The organism is Ruegeria sp. HKCCD7181 (assembly GCF_057221055.1).
On sequence record NZ_JBWVBC010000006.1, the window covers coordinates 21,654 to 47,330 of the forward strand.

Below are 25,677 nucleotides of genomic sequence, written 5' to 3' on the forward strand. Positions count from 1 at the left end.
CTCAGCCCAATGCATAACCGGCGCCGCGAACCGTGCGCACCGGGTCTTTACCGCCGTGCTGTGTCAGCGCCTTGCGCAATCGTCCGATATGTACGTCAACTGTGCGTGTGTCGACGTAAATGTCCCGGCCCCATACGCGGTCCAGCAGCTGCTCACGGCTCCAGACACGTCCGGGTTTTTCCATGAACGTGCTCAGCAGCCGGAATTCAGTTGGGCCGAGTTTCAGCGGCTTATTGTTGCGACTGACCTTGTGGGTCTCGGAATCCAGAATGATGTCGTCGAATTCCAAGCGAATACCAACAGTTGCTGGGCGCACGCGACGCAATTGGGTACGGACCCGCGCCATCAGTTCCACCACCGAATACGGCTTGACGACATAGTCATCAGCCCCGGTTTCCAGACCGCGGACCTTATCGACTTCTTCGCTGCGGGCCGACAGCATGATGATCGGGATAGAACGTGTGTCGGGGCGGGTCTTCAGCCGGCGACACACCTCAATTCCACTGAGATTTGGCATCATCCAGTCAAGGACAATGATGTCCGGGCTGTCTTCATCCACCAGCAACAAGGCTTCGTCACCGTTGGCTGCCTTGGAAACGCGGAAGCCTTCCGCCTCAAGGTTGTAGGCAAGCACCTCGCGCTGCGCCAGTTCATCCTCGACAACCAGCACTGTCGGTTGATCAGCGGACATTGTCTTGCCTCCTAGGCAGTTTGCGACGTGGTATCGGCTTTGGGTCGGGATTCGGTCGGACGTTCACCCGTGACGAGATAGACGACCTGTTCGGCGATAGCAGTCACATGATCGCCCATACGTTCGATGTTCTTGGCAATGAAGTGCAGATGCATACACGATGAGATATTGCGCGGGTCCTCGGCCATGAAGGTCAGGAACTCTCGAAACAGCCCGTTATACATCTGGTCCACTTCTTCGTCGCGCTCAATCACGTCCGCAGCAAGTTCGGCGTCACGCTGAATGTACGCATCCAGAGCGTCGCGCAGCATCACCTCGACTTCGCGCGCCATACGGCGCAACGCGGCGGCACTGCCATTGATCTCGCCCGCATTGACCAAAACGGTCGTCCGCTTGGCAATGTTCTTAGAGTAGTCGCCAATACGTTCGAGGTTGGCGGAAACTTTCAGCACCGACAGCACCAGCCGCAGGTCGCCGGCAGTAGGAGCTCGCAACGCAATCAGGCGTGCAGTTTCCTCGTTGATGACATCTTCCAGCGCATCGATGGCTTTGTCGCCCTGACGCACTTGCTGGGCCAGTTCTTCGTCGCGTGCTTCCAGCGATCGCGCGGCGCCCATGATGGCAGCCTCGACCAGACCGCCCATTTTCATGATATGGGCCTGAATTGCTTCGAGGTCGCGGTCGAATGCGGATGCTATATGTTGTTCGGTCATGTTTGAATACCTGTGCTCAGCCGATCCGGCCTGTAATGTAGCTTTCCGTACGGGGATCTTCCGGGTTGGTGAAGATCTGGCCGGTTTCACCGAATTCGACCAGATTGCCCAAATGGAAAAACGCCGTCTTCTGGCTGACGCGCGCCGCCTGCTGCATCGAGTGGGTCACGATCACGACCGAATACCGCTCGCGCAGTTCATCAATCAATTCTTCGACCTGCGCGGTTGCAATCGGGTCCAGCGCTGAACATGGCTCATCCATCAGCAGAACTTCCGGGGCCGTAGCCACAGCGCGCGCAATGCACAGGCGCTGTTGCTGACCTCCAGAAAGGCCGGTTCCGGGGGCATCCAGACGGTCTTTTACTTCGTCCCAGATTGCGCCGCGACGCAGGGATTTTTCAACGATCTCATCCAGTTCCGCCTTGTTCTTGGCCAGACCGTGAATGCGCGGGCCATAGGCCACATTGTCATAGATCGATTTGGGGAACGGGTTGGGTTTCTGGAACACCATACCCACCTTGGCGCGCAGTTGAACCGGGTCTACACGCTTGTCGTAGATATCCTCGCCATCCAGCAAGATATCGCCCTTCACCCGGCAAATATCGATCGTGTCATTCATTCGGTTCAGACAACGTAGAAAGGTCGACTTACCGCAGCCCGACGGGCCGATAAAGGCGGTCACGGTCTTGTCTTCGATCTGAACATCTACGTCTTTGATGGCGTGCGTGTCACCGTAGTAAACCTGAACATTGTTCGCGGCGATCTTGATGGCTTTGGAGTCCACGGTTCTCTCCACTCGTGTCATATCATTCATAATAGCCTCCGTTTACCAGCGGCGTTCAAAGCGGCGGCGCAGGAGTACCGCAATGGTGTTCATTGTGACGAGGAAGATCAACAGGATGATGATCCCCCCCCATGCGCGTTCGTAAAAGGCCGGGTCGGCACGTTTGGACCATTCGTAGATCTGTGCCGGCATGGCCGAGTTTGGCGACAGGAAGCCAGCCACGATGCCGTCGGGCGGGTTCGAGGCGATAAAGCCCACCATCCCGATCAGTAGCAACGGCGCAGTTTCGCCCAGAGCCTGAGCCAGACCAATGATGGTCCCGGTCAGAATTCCAGGGGCGGCCAGCGGCAGAACGTGGTGGAACACCGCCTGCATCTTTGAGGCCCCTACCCCCAACGCCGCGTCACGGATCGACGGAGGTACCGCTTTCAGCGACGCGCGGGTCGAAATGATGATCGTCGGCAAAGTCATCAGTGTCAGCACTAAGCCACCGACCAGCGGGGCTGACGTCGGCAGGTGCATATAGTTGATGAACACGGCCAGACCCAGAATACCGAAAACAATGGACGGGACTGCAGCCAGGTTCGAGATGTTCACTTCGATGATATCAGTCAGTCGGTTTTGTGGGGCGAATTCTTCCAGATAGATCGAAGCGGCAACGCCGATCGGCAGCGCCAAAACCAACACAACCAGCATCATGAACAGCGAGCCCAGCATCGACACGCCGATCCCGGCGGCCTCGGGTCTCTGGTCGGACGCATCAGCGCCCAGGATGAAGTCCGGGTTGAAAGCTTTGTAAAGAACCCCAGCCTCGATTAACTGATCGACGAAGTCCAGTTGCTCGACCGAGATGCTTTTGTCGTTAGCGATCGACTCGCGGGTAACGCGCTCTTTGACGTAACCGTCCACGCGGCTGTTGACCAAAAAGCGAAAGCTGACCGTTTGGCCGATCTCTTCAGGGTGGGCGATCACGTAGTTGCGCAGCTTTGCCATCGCAGCCTTGGACAGAATACCGCCCATCTGTTTGGCAGTCAGCTCTGTTTGAATGCCCAGTTTCTGAACTTCTTCTTCAAGCGCTGCCGATACCAAAGGAGCATAACCGAAGGTCGAAACCTTCTTGATGTCGTCGATATTGCGCTCGCCCTTCTTGTCCAGCTTGTCTTCGCGCAGGTTCACATCCAACTCAAGGTAGGTCTGTTGGAACGCCCCTACCCCAGCGGTCACGATGTTGGTGACCAGCACGATCAGCATCAGCAAGCCAACGCCAATGGCTGCGATCCCGTACATCTTGAAACGGCTTTCCGCCGCGTTTCGCCGCTTGGTACGCGTGTCTTTTTCAAACAGCGATCCGCTTTTGGGTTTTGCAGTCGGAGCAGCGTCTGGTGTTTGGGACATATCGGTCATTCGTACTGCTCCCGGTATTTGCGTACGATGTAGAGGGCAAAGATATTCAGCCCCAGTGTAATGACGAACAGAGTCAGACCCAACGCAAAGGCCACCAGCGTTTCAGGGCTGGCAAAATCAGTATCTCCGGTCAGCTGGCTGACGATACGTGTGGTAATTGTGGTCATCGCCTCGAATGGGTTGCCCGAAAACTTGGCGATGGCACCCGCCGCCATCACAACGATCATGGTCTCGCCGATGGCCCGGCTGGCGGCCAGCAGAACCGCGCCCACGATACCCGGCAGAGCTGCGGGCAAAATCACACTACGTACCGTTTCTGAATGCGTCGCGCCCAGACCAAGCGAACCGTCGCGCATCGATTGCGGCACGGCGTTGATGATGTCGTCAGACAGCGAAGAAACGAACGGGATCAACATAATGCCCATCACCAGACCAGCAGTCAGTACAGCGTTGGAACTGGCCATCCAGCCAACCCCAAGAACGCCACCATTGCCGAACATGGACACTAACGCGGGGCCGACGGTCAGCAATGCAAACAGACCGTAAACAATCGTGGGAATACCCGCCAATATCTCTAGCAGCGGCTTAGCCACCGCGCGGGTCGCCCCTGAAGCATACTCGGACAGGTAGATCGCGGCGAACAGGCCGATCGGAACGGCAACCAGAAGCGCAATCACTGAAATATAAAGCGTTCCCCATAGCAGCGGCAGGATCGACAACTCACTGCCTCCGCGGAAATTCGGTGCCCAGGTGCTGCCAAAGAAGAAGTCCTTCCACGAGTGCAGTTGGAAGAAATTCATGGTTTCGAACAGCATCGACAGGACGATTCCGACAGTTGTCAGGATGGCGATAGACGCAGCAAACAAAAGAAGTGCAAGAACACCCTGTTCAACCACATTGCGCGCGCGGAATTCCTTGTGTGTGCGAATATAGGCGAAGGCGGCTCCAACCAGCGCTAGCAGTAGCACCGATATCTGCATCGCAACCGTGCCAGCTGCATTCATGACGCGGTACTTCTGGGCCGCAAGCAAGACGGGTTTGGTAATATCTTGCGTCAGAACTTGTCCGGCAGCTTTGAGTTTTTCTGTGAGCTCTTCGACATCTGCGTTCCCATCGCGCGAATCGCCCTCTGTCATAGCGCCCGATTTAACTGCGCCGTCCAAACCATTGGCAACTCGGCGAACCTCGCTCATGACTAAGCCACGATTGGAGCCTTCCGTTATGACTTCGTCTGGAATCAGATTGGACGCTGCACTATTCACGATCATCGGCTGAACCAGCAACCACACGATCAACACGCATAAGGCGGGAACCAGCGCGCTCAAAGCGACGTTGTAGCCATAATAGGAAGGCAGAGAGTGCAATTCGCGGATCTCTCCACCTGCACTCGTCAATGCTCGGGAGCGGCCCATGAAATAGCCAATGACAGCCAGAACAAGCAGGATCAGCAGCAGCCAGGATAAAGCCATGTAAACTCCGTAGGGATGGCGATGTAGGAGTCAAAAAGAACCGGGGCGAAAAAACGCCCCGGTCCCAAGAGCATTCGGGTTAGGAGCCGCCGCCCAGCGTGGCTTCGTTGGCTACAGCTTCCTGAACCTTGACCAGTTCCGGATCGGAGACCAGACCATATTCCGCCAGCGGGCCGTCAGGACCAGCGATCTCATCGGCTACAAAGAACTCGGCATATTCTTTCAGGCCGGGGATCACGCCAATGTGGGCTTTCTTCACGTAGAAGAACAGCGGGCGCGAAACGGGGTACTCACCGGTGGCAATCGATTCTGTCGACGGAACAACGTCCGACATGGTTGCTACCTGCAGCTTGTCGGTGTTGTTCTCGTAGAACGCCAGACCGAAGACGCCGATGCCGTCTTTGTTGCTGTCGATACGGGCCAGAGTCTCGGTGTAGTCGCCGTCGATGTCGACCGAAACGCCGTCGGTACGCAGAGCGATACAGGCTTTTTCAGCGGCTTTCTTGTCGTCGCCGTTGGCAGCTTTGTAGACGTCGAAGTCGCCCAGATGCTCACAACCGGCCAGAATTACTTTGTCTTCGAACACTTCACGGGTGCCGTGCTTGGTGCCCGGGATGAAGGCTGCGATCGGCTGCGCCGGGAAGTCCGGGTTCACATCGGCCCAGGTTTTGTATGGGTTATCGACCAACGCGCCATCAACAACGACCTGAGCGGACAGGGCTTTGTACCAGTCTTCTGGTGTAAATTCGAACGAGTTGCCGTTGATGTCGCTGGCAAACACGATGCCGTCATAACCGATCTGAACTTCGATGATATCGGTCACGCCTGCTTCGGCACAGGCCTTGATCTCTTTTTCGCGGATTTGACGCGATGCGTTGGCAATGTCGATGGTGTTTTCACCAACACCTTCGCAGAACCGTTTCAGGCCTGCCGAGGAACCACCCGATTCAACAACCGGCGTTGGAAAGTCAAAATTCTCACCGAAGGCTTCAGCAACGATCGAGGCGTAGGGCAGTACAGTCGACGAACCAGCAACCTGAACCTGATCACGAGCAGCAGCAGTAGTAGCCGAGACGGCCGCGATGGCCAGTGCAGAAGCCGACAGTTTTACAAAGGACATTACAGTCTCCTTGAGAAAGATATAAATTGATCATCCCCATGATGATCTTGTCGGCACCCCTAAGCGCCGTGCGTAAGCCTTTTGTGACACATACGTAACAGTTTTATGACAACTCACGATTTTCTTAGGCTTTCTTAACTTGACGAAGGGTGAACTTGTCATGTTTTCGTCGCATGTCAGTTTAGGTTCGCCGCCTCATCAGCGTGGCAAAATCACTGTAAAGACGGAGCCTTTTCCCAGATCGCTTTCAACGCGCAGCCGGCCCCGGTGGCGATTGACGATGTGCTTAACGATCGCCAGTCCTAACCCGGTTCCACCCAGTTCACGAGACCTGTGGCTGTCTGCCCGATAGAATCGCTCGGTCAGCCTGGGCAGATGAATGGCATCAATACCCGGTCCTTTATCTACAATCTCAACCCGCACAGCAGGTCCACGCATCGCTGTGTCGCGTTCTGAAGGCCGAACATTAATCGTCACACTCTCGCCGCTGCCACCGTACTTGATCGCGTTCTCGATCAGATTGGTGAAGACCTGTCGCAACTGATCGCTGTCGCCCGTCAGCATGACCGGTTCGGGTGGCGCATTCAGTGTCATCGTTACCGGGGCATCATCAGCCAACGGCCGCAGGGAATTCAGAATGGATTGCAATAGTCCGGTCAGGTCGAGTTGTTCCTTGGGGCGAACACGCTCTTCGCTTTCGACCCTGTTCAGTGACAACAGATCTCCAACCAGCCGATTCATCCGGTTGGCTTCGTCCGTCATGATTTGCAGGAATCGTTCTCGGGCACTGGCGTCGTCGCGGGCCGGGCCGCGCAGGGTTTCGATGAACCCCATTAGCGCAGTCAGAGGGGTTCGCAACTCGTGGCTGACATTGGCTACGAAGTCGCGGCGCATCTGGCTGGCTTGCTCCAGATGAGTGACATCCTGAAACACCACCAGAACCGCCCCACCCGATACCGCGCCGACACCATTCATGTACCGGCATTCCACCTGAAACGTCGTATCCTGCGCACCGTCATTGGATAGATGGCGCGTTTTTGCGGGGCCTTTGGTTCGTAGACTCTGCTCCATGGCTTCGATCACCTGCGGCTGACGCAGGATCGTTGCATAGTGACGCCCCTCGATATTCTGGCCCAGAAGCGTTTTTGCTTCCGTATTGGCTGCAATGATCCGTTCTGTCTGATCCACCATCAGAGCAGGCATCGGTACAGCCGAAACAAATTCGCCAATCAGCTCGTGGGACATATTGGGGCCTATCCGGCGTTGATTGCCTTATGAAACCGGTTTGAGAGTGTCGCGAAACTTGCGCATGTTTTCCTGATAATGCAGCGCGCTTAGCGTGAGTTTTTGCGCGGCAGCCTCGTCCAGTTGACGAACCACCTTACCCGGAGACCCCATAACCAGCGAGTTATCGGGGATTTCCTTTCCTTCGGTGATCAAGGCCCCTGCTCCGATGAGGCAGTTTCGACCGATCCTTGCGCCATTCAGAACGATAGCGCCCATTCCGATCAAACTGTTGTCGCCGATGGTGCAGCCATGCAGCATAACTTTGTGCCCGATTGTACAGTTCTGGCCAATGGTCAGTGGATACCCGGCATCAATATGCATGACACAGTTTTCCTGAACATTGCTGCCCGCCCCCACGCGAATTTCCTCGTGGTCAGCGCGAATAGTGCAACCAAACCAGACCGAGGCGCCCTGCTCTAACACCACCTTACCAATCAGGTTGGCATCCGGTGCAACCCATGTGTCTTCATGAATGAGAGGCACGTGTTCGCCCAAGGCAAATACAGTCATGACAACCCCTCGAATTCAGTCTGCAGAGTGCGGATGTGGTGCTGCAGGCGCGGCTGTTGAATGCGCCGCATACGTTCGGCGCTGACAATCGTTTTCAGCTTTTCCTCGGTGGTATCCAGATCATCGTTTATCAGGACATAATCGTAATACCCCCAGTGGCTGATCTCGTCCCAGCTTTTAAGCATCCGCTTTGCGATGACATCCGCACTATCCTGCCCACGGGTTTCCAACCGGCGGCGCAATTCCGGGATCGACGGCGGTAGGATGAAGATCGACAAAGCATGTTTACCCAGATCCGAATTGCGGATCTGAACTTCGCCTTGCCAGTCCACATCGAACAGAACATCCCGGCCCTGGTTGATTGAATCGCGCACCGGGTCCGCAGGAGACCCGTAAAAATTGCCAAACACGTGTGCGTGTTCCAGCATCTGGCCATCAGCCACTTGTTGCCTGAAGGCGTCCTCGGACAGAAAGTAATACTCGCGCCCATGCTCTTCGCCCGGTCGCGGGGCACGGGTCGTGGCCGAGATCGAGAATTCCAGCTCACTGTCCCACTGCATCAGCCGTCGGGCCAGAGTGGATTTGCCCGCGCCCGAGGGGGAGGACAAGATGATTAAGAGACCTCGGCGATCCGCCATGTTTCTGGTTCCCGTCTGTTATTCTACGTTCTGCACTTGCTCACGCATCTGATCAATGACCGCCTTCAGCTCCAACCCAACCGACGTCAGTTCGGCATGCTGGGATTTGGAGCACAACGTATTGGCCTCGCGATTGAATTCCTGGGTCAGGAAATCAAGTTTGCGCCCGACAGGGCCATCCTCGGCCAGCAATGTCCGCGCGGCAGTCACATGCGCGGCCAGCCTGTCGATCTCTTCTGTGATATCGGCCTTGACTGCGATCAAAGCCAGTTCCTGAGCGACGCGTTCCGGGTCGGCATCCCGGGAATTATCCAAAACACGCGCAAGGTTGTCGCGCAATGCTTGCGCCATGTCTTCCCGGCGTTTTTCGGCCAACCCGGCCGCCTGCTCGGTCAGGTCCGCAATGCGGTCCAGCTGAGATTGCAGGATATCTGCCAATGCCCGCCCTTCGGCTTGGCGCATGGTCAGGAAATCGGACAGCAGGCCGCCGAATTCGGTCTTCAGCTGCGCGACAATCGGCGAGGCATCATCCGCGTCAGAGCCGACCTCCATCATACCTTTCAACGACAAAAGGTCACTGGCGCGGGATTGAGCCAAGTTCAGCCCCTGCGCGGTAGCCATAGATTCGGTCTGAGCTAAAGCCGCCAGCGCCGCGTCCATGGCAGCAGTATTCAATCTTATATCCGAAGAGGTTTCTTCCCGGTTCACCCGCAGAGACAAGGTGACATTTCCCCGGCCGACGGCCTTTGACAGCTCGGACCGCAGCGCGGCTTCCAGCCCTGTCAGCCAATCGGGAACCCGCAGCCGCATGTCCAGGCCCTTGCCGTTGACGCTCCGCAGCTCCCACGTCCAGCTATGGGGGGCCAACGCGCCTTTGCCCGAGGCGAATCCGGTCATGGAGTTGATCATGCCTGCCCTTTCAATTCTGTCGCACGTTCCGCGCGCTTGCCGCACCTAATGCCATCGGCCGCCCCGGGGCAAGACCTTGCTTATTCCTGAATTCATCCGACGAAGTTAACCATTCGTTAAAGAATTCCTCCAAAATTGTCTTAACCCATGCCAATCTTCCGGTCGCAACGGCTGGTGTATCGCTGTGCTGCCTATTACACGGCATTTTAGATAAATCGCGAGTGATTGATGTTAGGGTGATGAAAATGAAAACCTTTTTCGGGACCGGTTCCGGCTCAAGTTTTGGAAAGATCGTTGCAATGGATCGCTTTGATAGCGGGCGCAGCCTGTCCCCCATCCGCCAGGCCGAGGCATATTGGACCGCGCTTCTGACTGGCGACGGGGTGCCAATGCGGTCGCAGATTGACCCGCGCGGGCTGGAGAATATTCTGGAATATACATTTATTCTTGAGCGGATTGCGCCCGGTCTGGCGCGATTTCGGCTCGCGGGCAGCCACCTAAACAAGCTGGCAGGAATGGAAGTCCGTGGAATGCCGCTGACCTCTTTCTTCGAACCGGATGCGCGTGATGAAGTGACGACGCAGCTGGAACAGGTTTTTGCAGCACCCGCCGTTGCCGAGCTTGGCATGGTGTCCAAAGGCAAGCTGGGTCGCGCACGTCTACAGGGCCGTATGATCCTTCTTCCATTGAAAAGCGACCTTGGTGACGTCAGCCGGGTTTTGGGTGTCATGATAAGCGATGGCGCGATCGGAACCACGCCGAGACGGTTTGCAATCACCGACAACCGTGTGCGCAGCGTAGCTGATCTTCAACTTCCACCACAACAGGTTACCCCAGAACAGACGTTTGGCTTTGCAGAAGATCAAGAGCCGCTTCAACCACCCAAAAGCCATCTAAGACTTGTGTCGTCTCGCGACGATTGAGCACGAGGGGGCAAAAAAAACGGCGGGCACATGGCCCGCCGATTTGTTTTTTTATTGTCGATCAGCTCGCAGCGCGTTTCTTCCGATCACGACGCAGGTTGGTCAGCTCTTCGGCAACCAGGAATGCCAGCTCCAGCGACTGCGTTGCGTTCAGGCGCGGGTCGCAGGCGGTGTGGTAACGATCAGACAGATCTTCCTCGGTCACGGCACGTACACCGCCGGTGCATTCGGTGACGTCCAGACCGGTCATCTCGAAATGCACGCCACCGGGAATGGTTCCTTCGGCCTGATGTACGCCAAAGAAGTCGCGCACCTCACGCAGAACGGATTCGAACGGACGTGTCTTGTAGCCCGTGGCCGATTTGATCGTGTTGCCATGCATAGGGTCACAGACCCAGGTGACCTTGGCGCCCTCTTCTTTCACAGCCTTGACCAAACGCGGCAGATGCTCGCCCGCTTTACCTGCGCCGAAACGTGCGATCAGGGTCAGACGGCCTTCTTCGTTTTCCGGGTTCAGTTTGGACATCAGAACCTTGAGGTCCTCGGCAGTCGTCGTCGGACCACATTTCAGGCCAATCGGGTTCAGCACGCCACGGCAGAATTCGACATGTGCGCCGTCCGGCTGACGCGTACGGTCGCCGATCCAGATCATGTGACCTGAGCCCGCAAGCCAATTGCCGGACGTTGAATCCAGACGCGTCAGTGCCTCTTCATATTCCAGCAGAAGGCTTTCGTGGCTGGTATAGAACTCAACGGTCGAGAATTCATGGGTGGTGTCAGCTGTAATGCCGGCCGCTTCCATAAAATCGATCGTGTCCTGAATCCGATCCGCTATCTCGGAGTATTTTTGAACGTCCTGCTCATCTGTGAATCCAAGAGTCCAGGAATGCACCCGGCTCATGTCGGCGAAACCACCGGTCGAGAAAGCGCGCAGCAGGTTCAGCGTCGCAGCTGCCTGTGTGTACGCTTGAAGCATTTTTTCAGGATTCGGAATCCTTGCTTCGGGCGTGAAAGCCAGTTCGTTGATAATATCACCGCGATAGCTGGGCAGTTCCACGCCATCTACCACTTCTGTCGGCGCGCTGCGAGGCTTTGCGAATTGTCCGGCCATGCGGCCCACTTTGACCACCGGCACCTTGGCGCCATAAGTCAGAACCATCGCCATTTGCAGCATCACCTTGAAAGTGTCACGGATTGCATCGGCGCTGAACTGATCAAAACTTTCCGCGCAATCGCCTCCCTGCAAAAGGAACGCTTCGCCACGACCGGCGGCACCCAGATGTTGCTTGAGGCGTCGCGCTTCACCCGCAAAAACCAGCGGGGGATACTGCGAAAGCTTTGCCTCAACCTTGGCCAGGGCGGCCGGGTCGGTATATTCGGGCATCTGAACACGGGGCTTGTTGCGCCAGTTCGATTTTTGCCACTCGGTCATTGCTCTGATCTCCGCTGAAGTATTTCAGAGCGTCTCTATACAAAATGCAATGAAGAGTGACCATATCCTTTTGCGCCTCTTGACGACGTAAACAAGCTTTGAGCATGGTGGCTGGCAATTCCGCCGTCTGTAAAAAGTCGGCAGGCACCGAATCAAGGACAGTTCGCCATGCAAGAGCAACGCCAAGTTGTCACTGTGGACAGCAATGCCACAAAGCCGAACAATTATGTTTTTGTTCTGCTGGACAAGTTTTCACTGCTGTCCTTTGCGTCAGCGCTGGATAGCCTGCGCATCGCCAACCGTATGTCTGATCGCGACCTGTATTCCTGGACGCTGGCCGGTGAAGGCGGTGAAACGGTCAAATGTTCGGCCGGGACAGAATTCAATCTTGATTGCGATTTGTCCGAGCTTCAGCGGGACGAAGTAATCCTTGTTTGCGGCGGCGTCGATGTCCAAGCAGCCACGACAAAACGCGTGCTTAACTGGTTGCGCCGTGAAGCGCGCAAAGGGCTGAAGATTGGCGGGCTGTGCACCGCGGCCTATACGCTAGCCAAAGCTGGTTTGCTGGATGGCAAGCGTGCGACGATTCATTGGGAAAACTCCGACAGTTTTGCCGAAGAATTCGACTCGGTCGAACTGACCAAGTCAGTATTTCTGATCGACGGAAACCGGATGACCACTGCAGGCGGAACGTCGTCTATTGATCTGATGCTCAAACTGATCGCCGCAGATTACGGTGAAGAGCTGGCAAATGCCGTTGCAGATCAGATGATCTATTCCTCGATCCGTACGGATCAGGACACTCAACGCCTGTCCACACCCACCCGGATCGGCGTGCGCCACCCCAAGCTGAGTCAGGTAATCCTGATGATGGAAAAGAACATCGAAGAGCCGATCTCGCCTTCGATTCTGGCCAAAGACGTCGGCATGTCAACGCGTCAGCTAGAACGTCTGTTCCGTCGTTACCTTAGCCGGTCGCCCAAGCGCTATTATATGGAGCTGCGTCTGCACAAAGCACGCAACCTGCTGATGCAGACGGATATGAGCGTGATTAACGTGGCGCTCGCCTGCGGATTTGCCAGCCCCTCGCATTTTTCGAAATGCTACCGGGCGCATTACAACACGACGCCCTATCGCGAGCGTGGCGCTCAAGGCGGAAGGCTGTCCGTTTAACGGGCAGGCGTCATCCTGTAGACCGCTTCATTTCCAACCGAGATGAACCAGATCGACCCGTCAGGCGCTTCGACGATATCCCGAACGCGCTCCGTCTCGGGCCCTTTGATCTGCTCGACTTCGCGCAGCGGAGAACCAGCCAGCCGCGCAATATAGTCGAATTTGAGCGACCCGACGAACAGATCACCTCTCCACTGCGGCCACAACTTTCCTGAATAGACCATCAACCCCGACGGAGCGATAGACGGGTCCCAGTAGTATTTGGGCTGCTCCATTCCCGGTCTGGACGTTCCTTCACCGATCTTTTTGCCCGAGTAGTGCGTACCGTACGAGATAACCGGCCAGCCGTAATTTGCGCCGGGCCGTACCAGATTGATTTCGTCCCCCCCTTTCGCACCATGTTCCGAAATCCAAAGCCGCCCTTGTGCATCGAAACCGGCGCCTTGCGCGTTTCGGTGTCCGTAGGACCAGATTTCGGGACGAACGGACGCTTCCCCTTTGAATGGGTTGTCGGTTGGCACTGTTCCGTCCCGATTGATACGAATAACCGTTCCCATATGGGTCAAGAGATCCTGCGCCGCGGGTCCGTCCCCCCTGTCCCCTATAGTCACGAACAAAGTACCATCCGTAGCCTCGACAACCCGCGAGCCAAAATGCCGACCCGATGAACCACCTGGTATTGCTTCGAAAATGACTCGTAAATTTGTCAGTCGCTTGCCATTTTCAGACAGGCGCGCCACGGCCACAGCTGTCCCCGCGCCACCTCGCTGCTTTTTCGAGAACGTCAGGAAAACTTCACGGCTTTGTGCGAAGTCACGCGCCACGGTGACGTCCAACAATCCACCCTGACCCGACGCTGCGACCTTTGGGGTACCTTTGACCCGGCTTACGTCCCCGTCGGCAACAAGAAGTAATTTGCCATCCCTCTCGGTCACCAGAAACGCACCGTCCGGCAAAATGCCGATAGCCCAGGGCGTATCCAGCCCACCGACAAGCTTAGTCAAAGTCACAGTGCCGACCGAGGTTTGTATCTGGTCTGCAGACGCGACACCTGATGTGAAGAGAAACACTAGAAAAACACCAAGCCTAAGCATCCGAAACCTCCGGTAATTTGGGTCGCCCACGTCTGAGCAAACAAGATAGCGTGGCCATGTGAAAGCCAACTTTTCGTTAGGACTTTTCTTTTCCGAATAGCTTGCCTAGGGTCGTGCCCAGAACGAATACGTTCCAATAAGGGAGTAACCATATGAAAAAGCTGCTTACAGCAACTGCAGCAACCGCTTTGCTGGCTGGTACCGCAATGGCCGAAGACGTGACACTGGGCGTTCTGTTTGGCTTCACCGGCCCAATCGAATCGCTGGCCCCGGCTATGGGTTCAGGTGCCGAGTTGGCAATGTCTGAGGTCACCGAATCCGGTAAACTACTGGACGGCTCCAAAGTCGCCGCGTCGCGTGCCGACACTGGCTGCATCGACAACGGCCTGGCTACATCGAACGGCGAACGCATGATCGGTGAAGGCGTTGCCGGCATCATCGGTGGTGACTGCTCGGGCGTGACCGGTGCTATCCTGCAGAACGTGGCTATTCCGAACGGCATGGTCATGATCTCACCGTCGGCAACGTCGCCCGGCTTGTCGACCATGGAAGACAACGGCCTGTTCTTCCGCACCGCTCCGTCGGATGCGCGGGAAGGCGAAGTGATGGCCGACATCCTGAAGGACCGCGGCATCAACTCGATCGCCCTGACCTACACCAACAACGACTACGGCAAAGGTCTGGCCGATGCGATTCAGTCCTCGTTCGAAGCAGCAGGCGGTGAAGTGACCATCGTTGCCGCGCACGAAGACGGCAAAGCCGACTATTCGGCCGAAGTTGGTGCACTGGCATCGGCCGGTGGCGACATTCTGGTCGTTGCAGGTTATCTGGACCAAGGTGGCCTGGGCATCATCCAGTCGTCTCTGGACAGCGGCGCGTTCGACACGTTCGGCCTGCCAGGCGGTATGATCGGTGACTCGCTGCCCGCCAATGTCGGGCCCGACCTGAACGGTTCGTTCGGTCAGATCGCCGGTTCGGGCGGTGAAGGTGCCGAGAAGTACTTTGCCATGGCCGAGGCCGCAGGCTTTGACGGCTCATCGCCCTACTCGCCTGAGTCCTACGACGCAGCTGCGCTGTTTATGCTGGCCATGCAAGCCGCAGGGTCGACCAACCCGGCTGAATATGGCGCCAAGATCATGGACGTCGCCAACGCTCCGGGTGAGAAAATCTATCCTGGCGAGCTGGCCAAGGGTCTGGAACTGCTGGCCGCTGGTCAGGACATCGATTATGTCGGCGCGTCGGGCGTTGAGCTAATCGGTCCCGGTGAAAGCGCAGGTTCCTACCGCGAAATCGAGGTAACCGACGGCGAAAACAAGACCGTCAACTTCCGTTGATTTCGGCCTACAATCTATAAGACCAAGCAGCCCGGGCCTTGTGTCCGGGCTGTTTCAATGAAAAAAGGCCGCACCTCACCTTTTGGGGATAGGGAAGCAGAAACACCGACAAGGGTGGCTAGGGGAAAAGATGATCGTCGTCGAGGACGTGCACAAGCATTTCGGCGGGTTTCACGCGGTGGATGGGGCATCGCTGGAAATCCAAAAAGGTTCCATCACCGGCCTGATCGGGCCGAATGGGGCTGGAAAAACCACTCTGTTCAACGTGATCGCAGGTGTTCTACCGCCGACAAGCGGCAAAGTATTCATGGATGGCGAGGAAATCACCGGCCTGCCACCTCATGATCTGTTTCACAAAGGCTTGCTGCGTACCTTCCAGATCGCGCATGAGTTCTCGTCGATGTCCTGCCGCGAAAACCTGATGATGGTGCCCGGCGCACAATCCGGGGAATCGCTGTGGAACACGTGGTTCGGACGCAAGCGCATCGCGGATGAAGAACGCGCGCTGAAGGCAAAGGCCGACGAGGTTCTGGAATTCCTGACCATCGAACATCTGGCCGATCACAAGGCCGGTCAGGTCTCGGGCGGTCAGAAAAAACTGCTGGAGCTTGGCCGCACAATGATGGTCGACGCCAAGATCGTGTTTCTGGATGAGGTTGGCGCAGGTGTGAACCGCACCCTTCTGATGACGATCGCCGACACGATCCTGCGCCTGAACAAGGAACGCGGCTATACTTTTGTCGTCATCGAGCACGACATGGATTTCATCGGCAAAATCTGCGACCCGGTTATCTGCATGGCCGAGGGTAAGGTTCTGGCCGAAGGTACTCTAGACGAGATCAAAGCCAATGAACACGTGATCGAGGCCTATCTGGGCACCGGCCTGAAGAACAAGGACAAGCTGGAGGCCGGCGCATGAGCGACAACCCCTATCAGGACGATCACGGCAACAAAGACGCTTCGATCACCAACACTGCCGGCATTGGGACAATGACCCCGGCGCACAGGAAAAGCGGTGAAACCCATTATGTCGGCGGCGGCCCGTTTCTTATCGGTGACACCATGACCGGCGGATACGGTAAAGGCCCGGACATCCTGCATGACTGCACCATCGCCGTCGATAAAGGTGAGATCGCTGTAATCGTTGGTCCCAACGGTGCCGGTAAATCCACCGCGATGAAAGCTGTATTCGGAATGCTCGACGTCCGCGCTGGCGCTGTGCGGCTGGACGGAGAGGACATCACCAACCTATCGCCACAGGATCGCGTGATCAAAGGCATGGGCTTCGTGCCTCAGACCCAAAACATTTTCACCACGATGACGGTTGAGGAAAACCTCGAGATGGGTGCCTTCATCCGCCGTGACGACATCAGCCAGACGATGGAGCAGGTCTTTGACCTCTTCCCCATCCTGCGCGACAAACGCAATCAGGCCGCCGGAGAGCTATCGGGCGGCCAGCGCCAACAGGTTGCCGTGGGCCGCGCGCTGATGACCCAGCCGAAAGTATTGATGTTGGACGAACCCACCGCCGGTGTCTCGCCCATCGTGATGGATGAGCTGTTCGACCGGATCATCGAGGTTTCGCGCACCGGTCTGCCGATCCTGATGGTCGAGCAGAACGCCCGTCAGGCGCTGGAGATCGCGGACAAGGGATATGTGCTGGTTCAGGGGCGGAATGCCTATACCGGCACGGGCAAGGAACTTCTGGCCGATCCCGAAGTGCGTAAGAGTTTCTTGGGGGGGTGAGGATGCGCAAATTGTTTCTTAGCGCCGCAGTGACAAGCGCTTTTGTGGCTACTACCAGCGCCTACAGTGAGACCATCTCAGAAGACTACGACTTTCAGATTGTTTGTGAGTGGGACAAAGCTAGGCTTGTGGAACGAGCTAGGCTTGTGGGAACTCAAAAATCAGTAGCTTTGGCTACTACACCCGCCCCAGAGCTATTGGAGATCAAAGCTGAGGGATTGACTTTCGAAGTCCCCGGTGTTGCCGGGGTTCGTCAATTCGTTACCCGCGCTTTGCCCGGCCCGCTTGCTGGAGAGATGCTGACGGTTTTCCCTGACGGCCGAGGCCTTCGCACGCAAACCTACGACATTGAAGGCGAGCTGAGCGTATCAACAAAAATTGGAACTTGTGAGGTCATTGAATAATGGACTTCCTCAACGCCCTTGTGGCGCTCTCCAACTTCGTTCTTGTTCCCGCAATCGCCTATGGCAGCCAGTTGGCGCTGGGCGCTCTGGGGGTGACGCTGATCTATGGCATCCTGCGGTTCTCGAACTTTGCCCATGGTGACACGATGGCCTTTGGCGCAATGATCGCTGTTCTGGTCACGTGGGGCCTGCAAGCCGCCGGGGTCAGTTTCGGGCCGCTGCCGACCGCTCTGCTCGCCCTGCCCTTTGCTATACTGGGCTGTATCGTTCTGGTGCTGATCACCGACAGGTTTGTCTACCGCTTTTACCGGGAACAGAAGGCCAAGCCGGTCATTCTGGTGATCGTTTCGATGGGCGTAATGTTCATCATGAACGGTCTGGTGCGATTCATCATTGGTCCTGACGATCAAAGGTTTTCAGACGGCGCTCGTTTCCTGATTTCCGCAAGGGATTTCAAAGCGATGACTGGGCTGAGAGAAGGTCTGGCGATCAAAACCTCTCAGGGTATCACTGTGATTGTGGCCGTTGTCGCCGTGGCGCTACTGTTCTGGTTCCTCAACAAGACGCGCACCGGCAAATCGATGCGGGCCTATTCGGACAACGAGGATCTGGCGCTGCTCTCTGGCATCAATCCCGAACGTGTGGTGATGATCACATGGATCATCGTCGCAGCCTTGGCCACGACGGCAGGCGTTCTTTACGGGCTGGACAAGAGTTTCAAACCCTTCGTCTATTTTCAACTTCTGCTGCCCATCTTCGCCTCGGCCATCGTGGGTGGCCTCGGCAACCCCTTGGGTGCGATCGCGGGTGGGTTCATCATCGCCTTTTCCGAGGTCACAATCACCTATGCGTGGAAAAAGGTTCTCACCTATATGGCGCCAGAAAGCCTAGCCCCTTCGGGCTTGGTGCAGTTCCTGTCCACCGATTACAAATTCGCCGTCAGCTTTGTCATCTTGCTGATCGTGCTTTTGTTCAAACCAACGGGTCTGTTTAAGGGGAAAGCGGTATGAGCGAGTCTGTTAAAAACACGCTGCTTTTCGTTGTCGTTGGCTGTCTGATCCTACTGACGGGTTTCACACAAAGCTGGAACGCCGCGATCCTGATCCTGAACATGGGTTTGATATCAGCCATCATGGCGATCGGTGTTAACCTGCAATGGGGCTTCGCTGGACTATTCAACGTCGGTGTCATGGGCTTTGTTGCACTGGGCGGTCTGGCAGTTGTTTTGGTCTCAACCCCTCCGACGTCCGGAGCATGGTCCGCGGGTGGTTATGGAATTATTCTGGCTCTGTTAATGGGCGCGGCAACGGTGGTGGCAGCGGTTTTCGTCGCGCAGAAATTGCCAAAAGGGCGCACTCAAACCGTGTCGATCATCGGCATCCTGCTGGTTGGTTTCTTTGTCTATCGCGCAATCTTTGATCCAAACGCGGCTACAGTTGAGGCGATTAACCCCGCAGTCGAAGGCAGCCTGGGAGGTCTTAACCTGCCCGTTCTGCTAGCCTGGCCGGCAGGCGGTTTGCTGGCAGCAGGTGCTGCCTGGCTGATCGGCAAAACGGCACTGGGGCTGCGTTCGGACTATCTGGCAATTGCAACGCTGGGCATTGCCGAGATCATCATAGCGATCATGAAAAACGAGGACTGGCTGGCCCGTGGCGTAAAGAATGTTTACGGTATTCCGCGCCCTGCCCCAGTCGTCGGCTACGAGGTCGAGCTTCAGAATGACCCCAGCTTTCTCGCCCGCGCCGAGTGGTTTGGGCTGGATCCAGTCACGGCCTCGACCCTGTCTGTCAAACTGGGCTATTCGCTGCTGTTCCTTGTTGTGCTTCTGGCACTGCTTTGGATGGCACAGATGGCGCTCAAAAGCCCCTGGGGCCGCATGATGCGCGCCATCCGGGACAATGAGGTCGCGGCCGAGGCGATGGGCAAGGATGTCACTCGCCGTCACCTGCAAATCTTTGTTTTGGGTTCGGCAGTCTGCGGGATCGCAGGCGCGATGATGACTACACTGGACGGTCAGTTGACCCCCGGCGCGTACCAGCCATTGCGATTTACTTTCCTGGTCTGGGTCATGGTGATCGTCGGTGGCTCGGGCAACAACTTTGGCGCCGTACTGGGAGCGTTCCTGATCTGGTTCTTGTGGGTTCAGGTCGAACCCATCGGCCTGTGGCTGATGAACCTGATCACCGCCGGGATGCCGGATGGTAGCGCCCTGAAGGCGCATCTGATCGGCAGCGCCGCTCATATGAGGTTGTTCACGATGGGTTTGATCCTGCTGATTGTTCTCAGGTTCAGCCCTCGGGGCCTAATTCCTGAAAAGTAGGCGAAAACTCACTGAGAACTGTTGAACCGCGCCGTCATTCGGCGCGGTTTCTTGTTTCGATGGTCAAAAAAGAATAAACCGGGTTACCGCCACTCATCAATCCTGCGGTACCTGACGGGCGATTTCGGAGAGAACCCGGGCAGATTGTAACGATCATTTTTTGTTAATAAGAGTAACGAACCCCATGCCGACTTCACTCAAAACTACTGCAGCCATTGCTATCTTGGCGGCTGCACTTTCGGCCTGCGTGCCAACCCCGGAAGAACTGGAAACCACCCCTGTTCAGGTTCCGACAGAAAAGGGTGTGGTGACTTGCCAATTGTATTTGCCAGACCGTGTCTCTTGGGATCGCGCAATAGACTTTCCTGCCACCAAAATGTCAGTGCCCGAAGCAGACAATTACTGCAAGCAAGAGGGGCTGCGCCGACTGAATCAGTGATGGCTCAGGCGCCCAATTACGTAGTAACCGGGCGCTTCCTATCTTTCATCGGCTCCGGAACAACCCGCCCAATATGCCGCGAACGATGCGGCGGCCGGTTGTGCCCTTTAGCTCTTTGATAACCGCCTCACTCATGGCGGTTGCAAACGTGTCCTGCTTGCGCGTGACACGGGAAGAAGATCGTCCGACACGGTTGCCGGAATACCGGCGCGCCGAGGCGTATTCGCGTTCCATGGGTGTCTGCTGCTCGATAACGTCATCAGACTCCGCGGCGGCAGCTTCTTGAGCGGCTGCATTTGCACGCGCTTGAAGGATTTCAAAGGCCGATTTCCGATCGGTGGCGTCGTTGTATTTTGAAGCCATCGGTGAGGCTTTCATAACCGCCTGACGCTCGGCTTTGTTTATCGGCCCCAGCTGAGACCCAGGAGGGCGGATCAGTGTCCGCTCGACTACTCCTGGGACGCCTTTCTTTTGCAACATCGAGGTTACGGCCTCACCTACGCCGACCTCGCGAATGGCCGTTTCCGTATCAAACTCCGGGTTTTCACGGTAGGTTTCAGCTGCCAGTCGCAGGTTCTTGCGGTCGCGAGCCGTGAAGGCACGTAAAGCGTGTTGAACGCGGTTGCCAAGCTGACCCAGAATATCCTCGGGGATGTCCGCCGGGTGCTGAGAGATAAAGTACACACCCACACCCTTGGATCGGATCAACCGCGCGACCTGTTCGACCTTGTCGACCAGGACTTTGGGGGCGTCGTCGAACAGCAGGTGCGCCTCGTCAAAAAAGAATACCAACTTGGGTTTGTCCGGGTCGCCAACCTCGGGCAGTTCTTCGAACAACTCGCTCAGCAACCACAGCAGGAACGTCGCATAAAGCCGAGGTGCGCCCATCAGCTTGTCAGAGGCGAGAATGTTGACCATCCCCTGCCCGTTCTCGTCGGTTCGCATCAGATCGGAAAGGTCCAGCGCAGGTTCACCAAACAGGTTTGTGCCGCCCTGATTTTCCAAAACGAGCAAACGACGCTGAATTGCACCGATTGACGCCGTCGACACATTGCCATAACGCAAAGACAACTGCGCGCGGTTTTCACCAATCCAGACCAACAGCGCTTGAAGGTCCTTGAGGTCCAGCAGCGGCATCCCCTCTTCATCCGCGACCCGAAACGCAATGTTCAGAATACCTTCCTGTGCTTCACTCAGCGCCATCAGCCGCGATAACAGCAACGGACCCATTTCGGTCACCGTAGTGCGAACCGGATGACCCTGCTCGCCGAACAAGTCCCAGAAAGTGACTGGGCAGGCGGCATAGGAGAAGTCGTCGAACCCGATGCGAGTTGCGCGCTCTTGAAAAGCCTTATGCAGTTTGTGATCTTCGCTACCCGGCAGGGCCAACCCGGACAAATCCCCTTTGACGTCGGACAAAAACACTGGGACTCCAGCTTTTGAAAAGCCCTCGGCCAGGATTTGCAACGTGACGGTTTTGCCAGTGCCGGTCGAGCCCGCAATCAGCCCGTGGCGGTTGGCGTACTTCAAAGCCAAACCCTGCGCCTGCCCGTAGTCCGGACCCGCGCCGCCGATGAAAATTTTGTCGCTCATAGAAAAACTGCCCCAAACTCTAACGATCTGGGCCAAGCATACAAAGTTAACCTTTGGCTGCGATAGTCATTTTGCTTTCTTTGCGAAGATATCCGTAAGGGAACAAACTTCCTCCCTGTTGACTGGCCGTGCCTTTGGGCACGGCTTTTTTTTCGGACTCTCCCAATCAAACTTTTTAAAAGCGGGACAAATTTTTGCGGATAGCTGTTGACCGTTGGGTTTCGCTCTCGTAACGTTTGCGCATAACTAAGTCGGCCAGTCCGACGGGGAGAAAAATTCAAGAAGGGAGCCGCTCCACCGGCTCCCTTTTCCGTTGGTATCACATGCAATTGCGACCAGTGCTTCGGCGGAAATCTGTTATTTTCAGGCACGGATACCGGTTTAAACCTGACACTACGGTTCCTTGGTGATAGAGGGAACAAAAAGCTGGATCAGCATTACGAGGCATTCATGATCAGGAAACTAGTCCCATTCACATTTGCGGCTGCAGCTCTGCTGAGCGGCGCGGCCTACGCGCAGGACACATCAGAGGCGCAAACCGACCAGTCGCAAGTCGGAAGTGACCTGGATCTCGGCGAATCCGGCCCCCGTATTGGAGAGCAATACATCAAGGAAGAAAGCGGCGAGTGGGGGATTTCGTGCATCAAGTCTGAAGATGGGGATGATCCTTGCGCCATGGTTCAGATTCTGAAGGGTGCCCAGGGCGATCCGATTGCGGAAGTCACCGTTGGTAAACTGCCCGAAGGCGGCGCCGCTGTTGCATGGGCGAACGTGGTCGTGCCGTTGGAAACCCTATTACAAGCCCAGCTTGCGATCTCCATCGATGGCGCGCCGCGGAAGCTCTACAACTATCACCACTGCATGCCAGTTGGCTGCATAGCGCAGTTGGGTCTCACTCAAGGCGACATCGATGCTATGAAATCAGGTTCGAAGGCCGTTCTGTCGCTGGTCCCCGCACGCGCGCCCAACCAGGTTCTGAACATGGAGATGTCCCTGAGTGGTTTTACTTCGGCCTTTGATGGCCTGACGCCGTCCGTAAACTAAAAAATTGCGACGATTTCGATAGATTGCCGCCGTGTTTGCACGGCGGCTTTTTTATACGCGCTTCAACGCCAGAACGGCGTTCAGCCCGCCAAACGCAAACGCGTTACTAAGAGCGACATCTACTTTTGCCTCACGCGCCTCATTCGGGACTACGTCCAGGGCGCATTCCGGGTCGGGTTCTTCATACCCGATGGTTGGAGCAATGACGCCGTCGCGCAGCGCCATGATGCAAGCCAACAACTCGACCGCACCGGTGCCGCCGATTAGGTGCCCATGCATGGACTTGGTGGACGAGATCATTAGCTCATCTGCATGTGGACCAAAAACATCTGCAACGGCAGCACATTCGGTTTTGTCATTAGCCGCGGTACCAGTGCCATGTGCATTGATATAACCCACATCGCTAGCATCCAGTTTGGCGTCCGCTAGGGCACCCGCCATAGCGCGTGAGGCACCTTGTTTACTGGGCATCACGATATCGGCGGCATCCGACGACATCGCAAAACCAACAACTTCACACAGAATGTCGGCACCGCGTGCGCGCGCGTGCTCGTACTCCTCGAACACAAACGCGCCTGCGCCTTCGCCCTGAACCATACCGTTACGGTTGGCGCTGAAAGGGCGGCAGGCGTCCTTGGACATGACCCGCAAGCCTTCCCACGCTTTGACACCGCCAAAACACAGCATGGATTCTGATCCGCCAGTAATCATTGCAGGGGCCGCACCACTGCGCACCATCTGAAAGGCCAACGCCATCGCGTGGTTTGACGAGGCACAGGCAGTGGATACCGTGAAACTGGGGCCTTTGAGATTGTGCTCCATCGACACATGGCTCGCTGCCGCATTGTTCATCAGTTTGGGCACGACGAATGGATGCACTCGGTTTTTGCCGTCCTCATACACCGAACGGTAGTTGTCATCCCATGTTGACACGCCACCACCAGCCGTTCCCAGTACAACCCCGGAACGCGCGGCCAGATCGCCGTGAAAAGCAATGCCGGACTGGTCGATCGCCTCTTTTGCAGCTGTCAGGGTAAACTGAGTAAACCGATCATAGAGTGTCATCTGTTGGCGGTTGAACCGACCTTCGGCCTCAAACCCCCGCACCTGACCACCAATCTTGATGGACAGACGTTCGACATCGCGAAACTCGAGATCCGAGATGCCGCAGCGCCCCTCACGCATGGCTTCAAGAGTATCGGGAACAGAATGGCCCAGCGAGTTGATTGTGCCCGCACCCGTAATGACAACGCGTTTCATACCGGTTGTCAGGCCTTTTCCGATACGAGTTTTTCTATACCCGCGATGATTGCAGCCACGTTCGATATATCGAAATCGCTGGCCGTGGGTTCGTTTGCGTTGAAAGGCACCGTGATGTCGAATTCCTCTTCGATGGCAAAAATGCTCTCGACCAGCCCTAGGCTGTCAATACCCAAGTCCTCCAACGTGCTGTCGGGCGTCACATCCGATGGCTCCAACACGGCCTGCTCGGCAATGATTGCGATGACGCGGTCGCTGATGCTCATGTCGATCCCCTGAGTTTCGCGTTGCGGATGATTTAATCGCTCGTGGGCTGTTTGAAAACAGCCTTTTTCAACGCCTCGACGTCACGCGCTATACGTGGCAGACGACGCTGCGCCTTGTAGATATCCGTATGGCTTTCCATTTTAATGCCGGGATATCCCATGAGTACGCGACCTGCGGGTACATTGGACAGGATTTTCGTCCCACCGCCCGAAATCACGCCGTCTCCGATGAAGATGTTGTCGACGACGCCGGTTTGCCCGCCCAACACAACGTTGTTGCCAATCTCAACCGAGCCGGACACACCGGTTTGACCGCACAGCAGGCAATCCCGCCCAACCCGTGTGTTATGTCCGACGTGGACTAGGTTATCGAGCTTCGAGCCGTTGCCAATAACGGTGTTGCGGATCGTTCCATTGTCGACCGTGCAATTGGCGCCGACCTCGACATCGTCACCGATTTCGACGGCACCCAAAGAGTGGATTCGCAACCAGTTCTGGGCTTTGGCATCACCTGTATCACCCAAGGTTTTACGCGCATTCTCGGCACCGGAAACCTCGGGTGTGACAAAGCTAAATCCGTCTCCGCCAATCCGTGCGCCGGGTTGCGCGATGAAGCGATCGCCAATGACAGTGCGCGCGCCGATGCTGACCATCTCGCGCAGCATGGCGTTTTTGCCCAGGGTAACATCAATGCCTATCACGCAATGCGCCCCAATCACCGAGCCCGAACCGATTTGCGCCCGTGCACCGACCACCGCAAGCGGGCCAATGGAGACGTCCGCTCCGATCTCGGCAGTCGGATCCACAACAGCCGAAGGGTGTGTACCAGGCTGAACCCCCTGACCGCGATCCAGAATCGAGGTGATACCGGCCATTGCCATCCGCGGACGTCCGACAAAGATCGCCGCTTCAAGTCCCAATGCCTGCCAATCTGCGCCCTCCCATAGTACGGCAGCGCGAGCCGAACCTGATGCCAGAGATTCTGCATATTTTGGCGACATCGCCATGGCCAAATCGGTGGGCCCGGCATCTCCGGGCTCAGCGGCGCGCAAAACAGTCAGACTGGTCTGACCCGCGGCTTCGGCACCCAAAGCCTGAGCGATCTGTTCAATGGTGTGCTGCAT

Annotated in this window: 25 protein-coding genes; 9 read left to right on the plus strand and 16 right to left on the minus strand. The window is 56.5% G+C overall.

The features are described from left to right. Position 1: 1 nt before the first annotated feature. The 10 genes from phoB to AC2TCY_RS13095 all read right to left on the minus strand — a co-directional run bounded on the left by phoB (position 2) and on the right by AC2TCY_RS13095 (position 9,525). Entirely contained in the window at positions 2-691 is a 690-nt protein-coding gene (phoB, locus tag AC2TCY_RS13050; protein WP_480847896.1) for a phosphate regulon transcriptional regulator PhoB, read from the minus strand. An 11-nt stretch (positions 692-702) separates the two neighbouring features. Then, positions 703-1,404 (minus strand): phosphate signaling complex protein PhoU, encoded by a 702-nt coding sequence (gene phoU, locus AC2TCY_RS13055; protein ID WP_480847897.1) that lies wholly within the window; start codon positions 1,402-1,404, stop codon positions 703-705. Positions 1,405-1,420: 16 nt separating this feature from the next. Beyond that, on the minus strand, positions 1,421-2,218 hold the full coding sequence (gene pstB, locus AC2TCY_RS13060) for a phosphate ABC transporter ATP-binding protein PstB (protein ID WP_480847898.1): 798 nt from the start codon (positions 2,216-2,218) through the stop codon (positions 1,421-1,423). A gap of 12 nt (positions 2,219-2,230) precedes the next feature. Next, the gene (gene pstA / locus AC2TCY_RS13065) at positions 2,231-3,592 is read right to left on the minus strand and encodes a phosphate ABC transporter permease PstA (RefSeq protein WP_480847899.1); all 1,362 of its coding nucleotides are present in this window, start codon (positions 3,590-3,592) and stop codon (positions 2,231-2,233) included. Then, positions 3,589-5,061 carry a phosphate ABC transporter permease subunit PstC gene (gene pstC, locus AC2TCY_RS13070; protein WP_480847900.1) on the minus strand — a complete coding sequence of 491 codons (1,473 nt, stop codon included), beginning with the start codon at positions 5,059-5,061 and terminating at the stop codon, positions 3,589-3,591. Before pstC ends, pstA begins: the two co-directional genes overlap by 4 nt. Before the next feature lie 79 nt (positions 5,062-5,140). Continuing rightward, positions 5,141-6,181, minus strand: coding sequence for a substrate-binding domain-containing protein (locus AC2TCY_RS13075; protein ID WP_480847901.1), 1,041 nt, complete (start codon positions 6,179-6,181; stop codon positions 5,141-5,143). A gap of 198 nt (positions 6,182-6,379) precedes the next feature. After that, positions 6,380-7,426 carry an ATP-binding protein gene (locus AC2TCY_RS13080; RefSeq protein ID WP_480847902.1) on the minus strand — a complete coding sequence of 349 codons (1,047 nt, stop codon included), beginning with the start codon at positions 7,424-7,426 and terminating at the stop codon, positions 6,380-6,382. 27 nt (positions 7,427-7,453) lie between these two features. After that, positions 7,454-7,978 (minus strand): gamma carbonic anhydrase family protein, encoded by a 525-nt coding sequence (locus tag AC2TCY_RS13085; RefSeq protein ID WP_480847903.1) that lies wholly within the window; start codon positions 7,976-7,978, stop codon positions 7,454-7,456. Beyond that, a complete protein-coding gene (gene gmk, locus AC2TCY_RS13090; RefSeq protein WP_480847904.1) occupies positions 7,975-8,616 on the minus strand; it encodes a guanylate kinase in 642 nt (213 codons plus the stop codon). The genes AC2TCY_RS13085 and gmk overlap by 4 nt, the downstream gene beginning before the upstream one ends. Before the next feature lie 18 nt (positions 8,617-8,634). After that, a complete protein-coding gene (locus AC2TCY_RS13095; protein WP_480847905.1) occupies positions 8,635-9,525 on the minus strand; it encodes a YicC/YloC family endoribonuclease in 891 nt (296 codons plus the stop codon). A 245-nt stretch (positions 9,526-9,770) separates the two neighbouring features. On the opposite strand from AC2TCY_RS13095, the gene AC2TCY_RS13100 reads away from it, so the two are divergent. Next, a complete protein-coding gene (locus AC2TCY_RS13100; RefSeq protein WP_480847906.1) occupies positions 9,771-10,448 on the plus strand; it encodes a PAS domain-containing protein in 678 nt (225 codons plus the stop codon). Positions 10,449-10,509: 61 nt separating this feature from the next. Here AC2TCY_RS13100 and AC2TCY_RS13105 read toward each other — a convergent pair whose 3' ends face one another. Then, a complete protein-coding gene (locus tag AC2TCY_RS13105) occupies positions 10,510-11,880 on the minus strand; it encodes a class II 3-deoxy-7-phosphoheptulonate synthase (RefSeq protein ID WP_480847907.1) in 1,371 nt (456 codons plus the stop codon). Positions 11,881-12,048: 168 nt separating this feature from the next. On the opposite strand from AC2TCY_RS13105, the gene AC2TCY_RS13110 reads away from it, so the two are divergent. Then, positions 12,049-13,053 carry a GlxA family transcriptional regulator gene (locus AC2TCY_RS13110; RefSeq protein WP_480847908.1) on the plus strand — a complete coding sequence of 335 codons (1,005 nt, stop codon included), beginning with the start codon at positions 12,049-12,051 and terminating at the stop codon, positions 13,051-13,053. Here the strand turns inward: AC2TCY_RS13110 and AC2TCY_RS13115 are convergent. Beyond that, a complete protein-coding gene (locus tag AC2TCY_RS13115; protein WP_480847909.1) occupies positions 13,050-14,147 on the minus strand; it encodes a PQQ-dependent sugar dehydrogenase in 1,098 nt (365 codons plus the stop codon). The genes AC2TCY_RS13110 and AC2TCY_RS13115 overlap by 4 nt on opposite strands. 152 nt (positions 14,148-14,299) lie before the next feature. Here AC2TCY_RS13115 and AC2TCY_RS13120 point away from each other — a divergent pair, with 152 nt between their 5' ends. The 6 genes from AC2TCY_RS13120 to AC2TCY_RS13145 all read left to right on the plus strand — a co-directional run bounded on the left by AC2TCY_RS13120 (position 14,300) and on the right by AC2TCY_RS13145 (position 19,951). After that, complete coding sequence (locus AC2TCY_RS13120; protein WP_480847910.1) at positions 14,300-15,481, plus strand: ABC transporter substrate-binding protein; 1,182 nt, start codon at positions 14,300-14,302, stop codon at positions 15,479-15,481. A 130-nt stretch (positions 15,482-15,611) separates the two neighbouring features. Then, positions 15,612-16,400, plus strand: coding sequence for an ABC transporter ATP-binding protein (locus AC2TCY_RS13125; RefSeq protein ID WP_170413254.1), 789 nt, complete (start codon positions 15,612-15,614; stop codon positions 16,398-16,400). Beyond that, the gene (locus AC2TCY_RS13130) at positions 16,397-17,227 is read left to right on the plus strand and encodes an ABC transporter ATP-binding protein (RefSeq protein ID WP_480847911.1); all 831 of its coding nucleotides are present in this window, start codon (positions 16,397-16,399) and stop codon (positions 17,225-17,227) included. The genes AC2TCY_RS13125 and AC2TCY_RS13130 overlap by 4 nt, the downstream gene beginning before the upstream one ends. A 2-nt stretch (positions 17,228-17,229) precedes the next feature. After that, positions 17,230-17,631, plus strand: coding sequence for a hypothetical protein (locus AC2TCY_RS13135; protein WP_480847912.1), 402 nt, complete (start codon positions 17,230-17,232; stop codon positions 17,629-17,631). Continuing rightward, positions 17,631-18,641 (plus strand): branched-chain amino acid ABC transporter permease, encoded by a 1,011-nt coding sequence (locus tag AC2TCY_RS13140; protein WP_480847913.1) that lies wholly within the window; start codon positions 17,631-17,633, stop codon positions 18,639-18,641. The genes AC2TCY_RS13135 and AC2TCY_RS13140 overlap by 1 nt, the downstream gene beginning before the upstream one ends. Beyond that, positions 18,638-19,951: a branched-chain amino acid ABC transporter permease gene (locus AC2TCY_RS13145; RefSeq protein WP_480847914.1), complete on the plus strand. Its 1,314-nt coding sequence runs from the start codon at positions 18,638-18,640 to the stop codon at positions 19,949-19,951. The genes AC2TCY_RS13140 and AC2TCY_RS13145 overlap by 4 nt, the downstream gene beginning before the upstream one ends. Positions 19,952-20,435: 484 nt before the next feature. Here AC2TCY_RS13145 and AC2TCY_RS13150 read toward each other — a convergent pair whose 3' ends face one another. Then, positions 20,436-21,983 carry a helicase HerA-like domain-containing protein gene (locus AC2TCY_RS13150; protein WP_480847915.1) on the minus strand — a complete coding sequence of 516 codons (1,548 nt, stop codon included), beginning with the start codon at positions 21,981-21,983 and terminating at the stop codon, positions 20,436-20,438. A 450-nt stretch (positions 21,984-22,433) separates the two neighbouring features. Between AC2TCY_RS13150 and AC2TCY_RS13155 the strand changes: the two genes are divergently transcribed. Beyond that, positions 22,434-23,027: an invasion associated locus B family protein gene (locus AC2TCY_RS13155; protein ID WP_480847916.1), complete on the plus strand. Its 594-nt coding sequence runs from the start codon at positions 22,434-22,436 to the stop codon at positions 23,025-23,027. A gap of 51 nt (positions 23,028-23,078) precedes the next feature. Here the strand turns inward: AC2TCY_RS13155 and AC2TCY_RS13160 are convergent, their stop codons facing one another. From AC2TCY_RS13160 to AC2TCY_RS13170, 3 genes are read right to left on the minus strand one after another with little or no spacing between them, the layout of a single operon-like run. After that, entirely contained in the window at positions 23,079-24,287 is a 1,209-nt protein-coding gene (locus tag AC2TCY_RS13160) for a beta-ketoacyl-[acyl-carrier-protein] synthase family protein (RefSeq protein ID WP_480847917.1), read from the minus strand. Positions 24,288-24,295: 8 nt separating this feature from the next. After that, positions 24,296-24,553 (minus strand): acyl carrier protein, encoded by a 258-nt coding sequence (locus tag AC2TCY_RS13165; protein ID WP_480847918.1) that lies wholly within the window; start codon positions 24,551-24,553, stop codon positions 24,296-24,298. 32 nt (positions 24,554-24,585) lie between these two features. Next, positions 24,586-25,677, minus strand: coding sequence for a UDP-3-O-(3-hydroxymyristoyl)glucosamine N-acyltransferase (locus AC2TCY_RS13170; protein WP_480847919.1), 1,092 nt, complete (start codon positions 25,675-25,677; stop codon positions 24,586-24,588).

What these genes read in the sequence shown, in the direction of transcription:
- AC2TCY_RS13105 (WP_480847907.1), bottom strand. Translation starts at nt 11,880, where the DNA reads ATGACCGAGTGGCAAAAATCGAACTGGCGCAACAAGCCCCGTGTTCAG.
- AC2TCY_RS13145 (WP_480847914.1), top strand. Translation starts at nt 18,638, where the DNA reads ATGAGCGAGTCTGTTAAAAACACGCTGCTTTTCGTTGTCGTTGGCTGT.
- gmk (WP_480847904.1), bottom strand. Translation starts at nt 8,616, where the DNA reads ATGGCGGATCGCCGAGGTCTCTTAATCATCTTGTCCTCCCCCTCGGGC.
- AC2TCY_RS13110 (WP_480847908.1), top strand. Translation starts at nt 12,049, where the DNA reads ATGCAAGAGCAACGCCAAGTTGTCACTGTGGACAGCAATGCCACAAAG.
- pstB (WP_480847898.1), bottom strand. Translation starts at nt 2,218, where the DNA reads ATGAATGATATGACACGAGTGGAGAGAACCGTGGACTCCAAAGCCATC.
- AC2TCY_RS13120 (WP_480847910.1), top strand. Translation starts at nt 14,300, where the DNA reads ATGAAAAAGCTGCTTACAGCAACTGCAGCAACCGCTTTGCTGGCTGGT.
- AC2TCY_RS13095 (WP_480847905.1), bottom strand. Translation starts at nt 9,525, where the DNA reads ATGATCAACTCCATGACCGGATTCGCCTCGGGCAAAGGCGCGTTGGCC.
- phoB (WP_480847896.1), bottom strand. Translation starts at nt 691, where the DNA reads ATGTCCGCTGATCAACCGACAGTGCTGGTTGTCGAGGATGAACTGGCG.
- AC2TCY_RS13085 (WP_480847903.1), bottom strand. Translation starts at nt 7,978, where the DNA reads ATGACTGTATTTGCCTTGGGCGAACACGTGCCTCTCATTCATGAAGAC.
- AC2TCY_RS13100 (WP_480847906.1), top strand. Translation starts at nt 9,771, where the DNA reads ATGAAAACCTTTTTCGGGACCGGTTCCGGCTCAAGTTTTGGAAAGATC.
- AC2TCY_RS13165 (WP_480847918.1), bottom strand. Translation starts at nt 24,553, where the DNA reads ATGAGCATCAGCGACCGCGTCATCGCAATCATTGCCGAGCAGGCCGTG.
- AC2TCY_RS13160 (WP_480847917.1), bottom strand. Translation starts at nt 24,287, where the DNA reads ATGAAACGCGTTGTCATTACGGGTGCGGGCACAATCAACTCGCTGGGC.
- pstC (WP_480847900.1), bottom strand. Translation starts at nt 5,061, where the DNA reads ATGGCTTTATCCTGGCTGCTGCTGATCCTGCTTGTTCTGGCTGTCATT.
- AC2TCY_RS13150 (WP_480847915.1), bottom strand. Translation starts at nt 21,983, where the DNA reads ATGAGCGACAAAATTTTCATCGGCGGCGCGGGTCCGGACTACGGGCAG.
- AC2TCY_RS13170 (WP_480847919.1), bottom strand. Translation starts at nt 25,677, where the DNA reads ATGCAGCACACCATTGAACAGATCGCTCAGGCTTTGGGTGCCGAAGCC.
- phoU (WP_480847897.1), bottom strand. Translation starts at nt 1,404, where the DNA reads ATGACCGAACAACATATAGCATCCGCATTCGACCGCGACCTCGAAGCA.
- AC2TCY_RS13125 (WP_170413254.1), top strand. Translation starts at nt 15,612, where the DNA reads ATGATCGTCGTCGAGGACGTGCACAAGCATTTCGGCGGGTTTCACGCG.
- AC2TCY_RS13140 (WP_480847913.1), top strand. Translation starts at nt 17,631, where the DNA reads ATGGACTTCCTCAACGCCCTTGTGGCGCTCTCCAACTTCGTTCTTGTT.
- pstA (WP_480847899.1), bottom strand. Translation starts at nt 3,592, where the DNA reads ATGACCGATATGTCCCAAACACCAGACGCTGCTCCGACTGCAAAACCC.
- AC2TCY_RS13080 (WP_480847902.1), bottom strand. Translation starts at nt 7,426, where the DNA reads ATGTCCCACGAGCTGATTGGCGAATTTGTTTCGGCTGTACCGATGCCT.
- AC2TCY_RS13130 (WP_480847911.1), top strand. Translation starts at nt 16,397, where the DNA reads ATGAGCGACAACCCCTATCAGGACGATCACGGCAACAAAGACGCTTCG.
- AC2TCY_RS13075 (WP_480847901.1), bottom strand. Translation starts at nt 6,181, where the DNA reads ATGTCCTTTGTAAAACTGTCGGCTTCTGCACTGGCCATCGCGGCCGTC.
- AC2TCY_RS13115 (WP_480847909.1), bottom strand. Translation starts at nt 14,147, where the DNA reads ATGCTTAGGCTTGGTGTTTTTCTAGTGTTTCTCTTCACATCAGGTGTC.
- AC2TCY_RS13155 (WP_480847916.1), top strand. Translation starts at nt 22,434, where the DNA reads ATGATCAGGAAACTAGTCCCATTCACATTTGCGGCTGCAGCTCTGCTG.
- AC2TCY_RS13135 (WP_480847912.1), top strand. Translation starts at nt 17,230, where the DNA reads ATGCGCAAATTGTTTCTTAGCGCCGCAGTGACAAGCGCTTTTGTGGCT.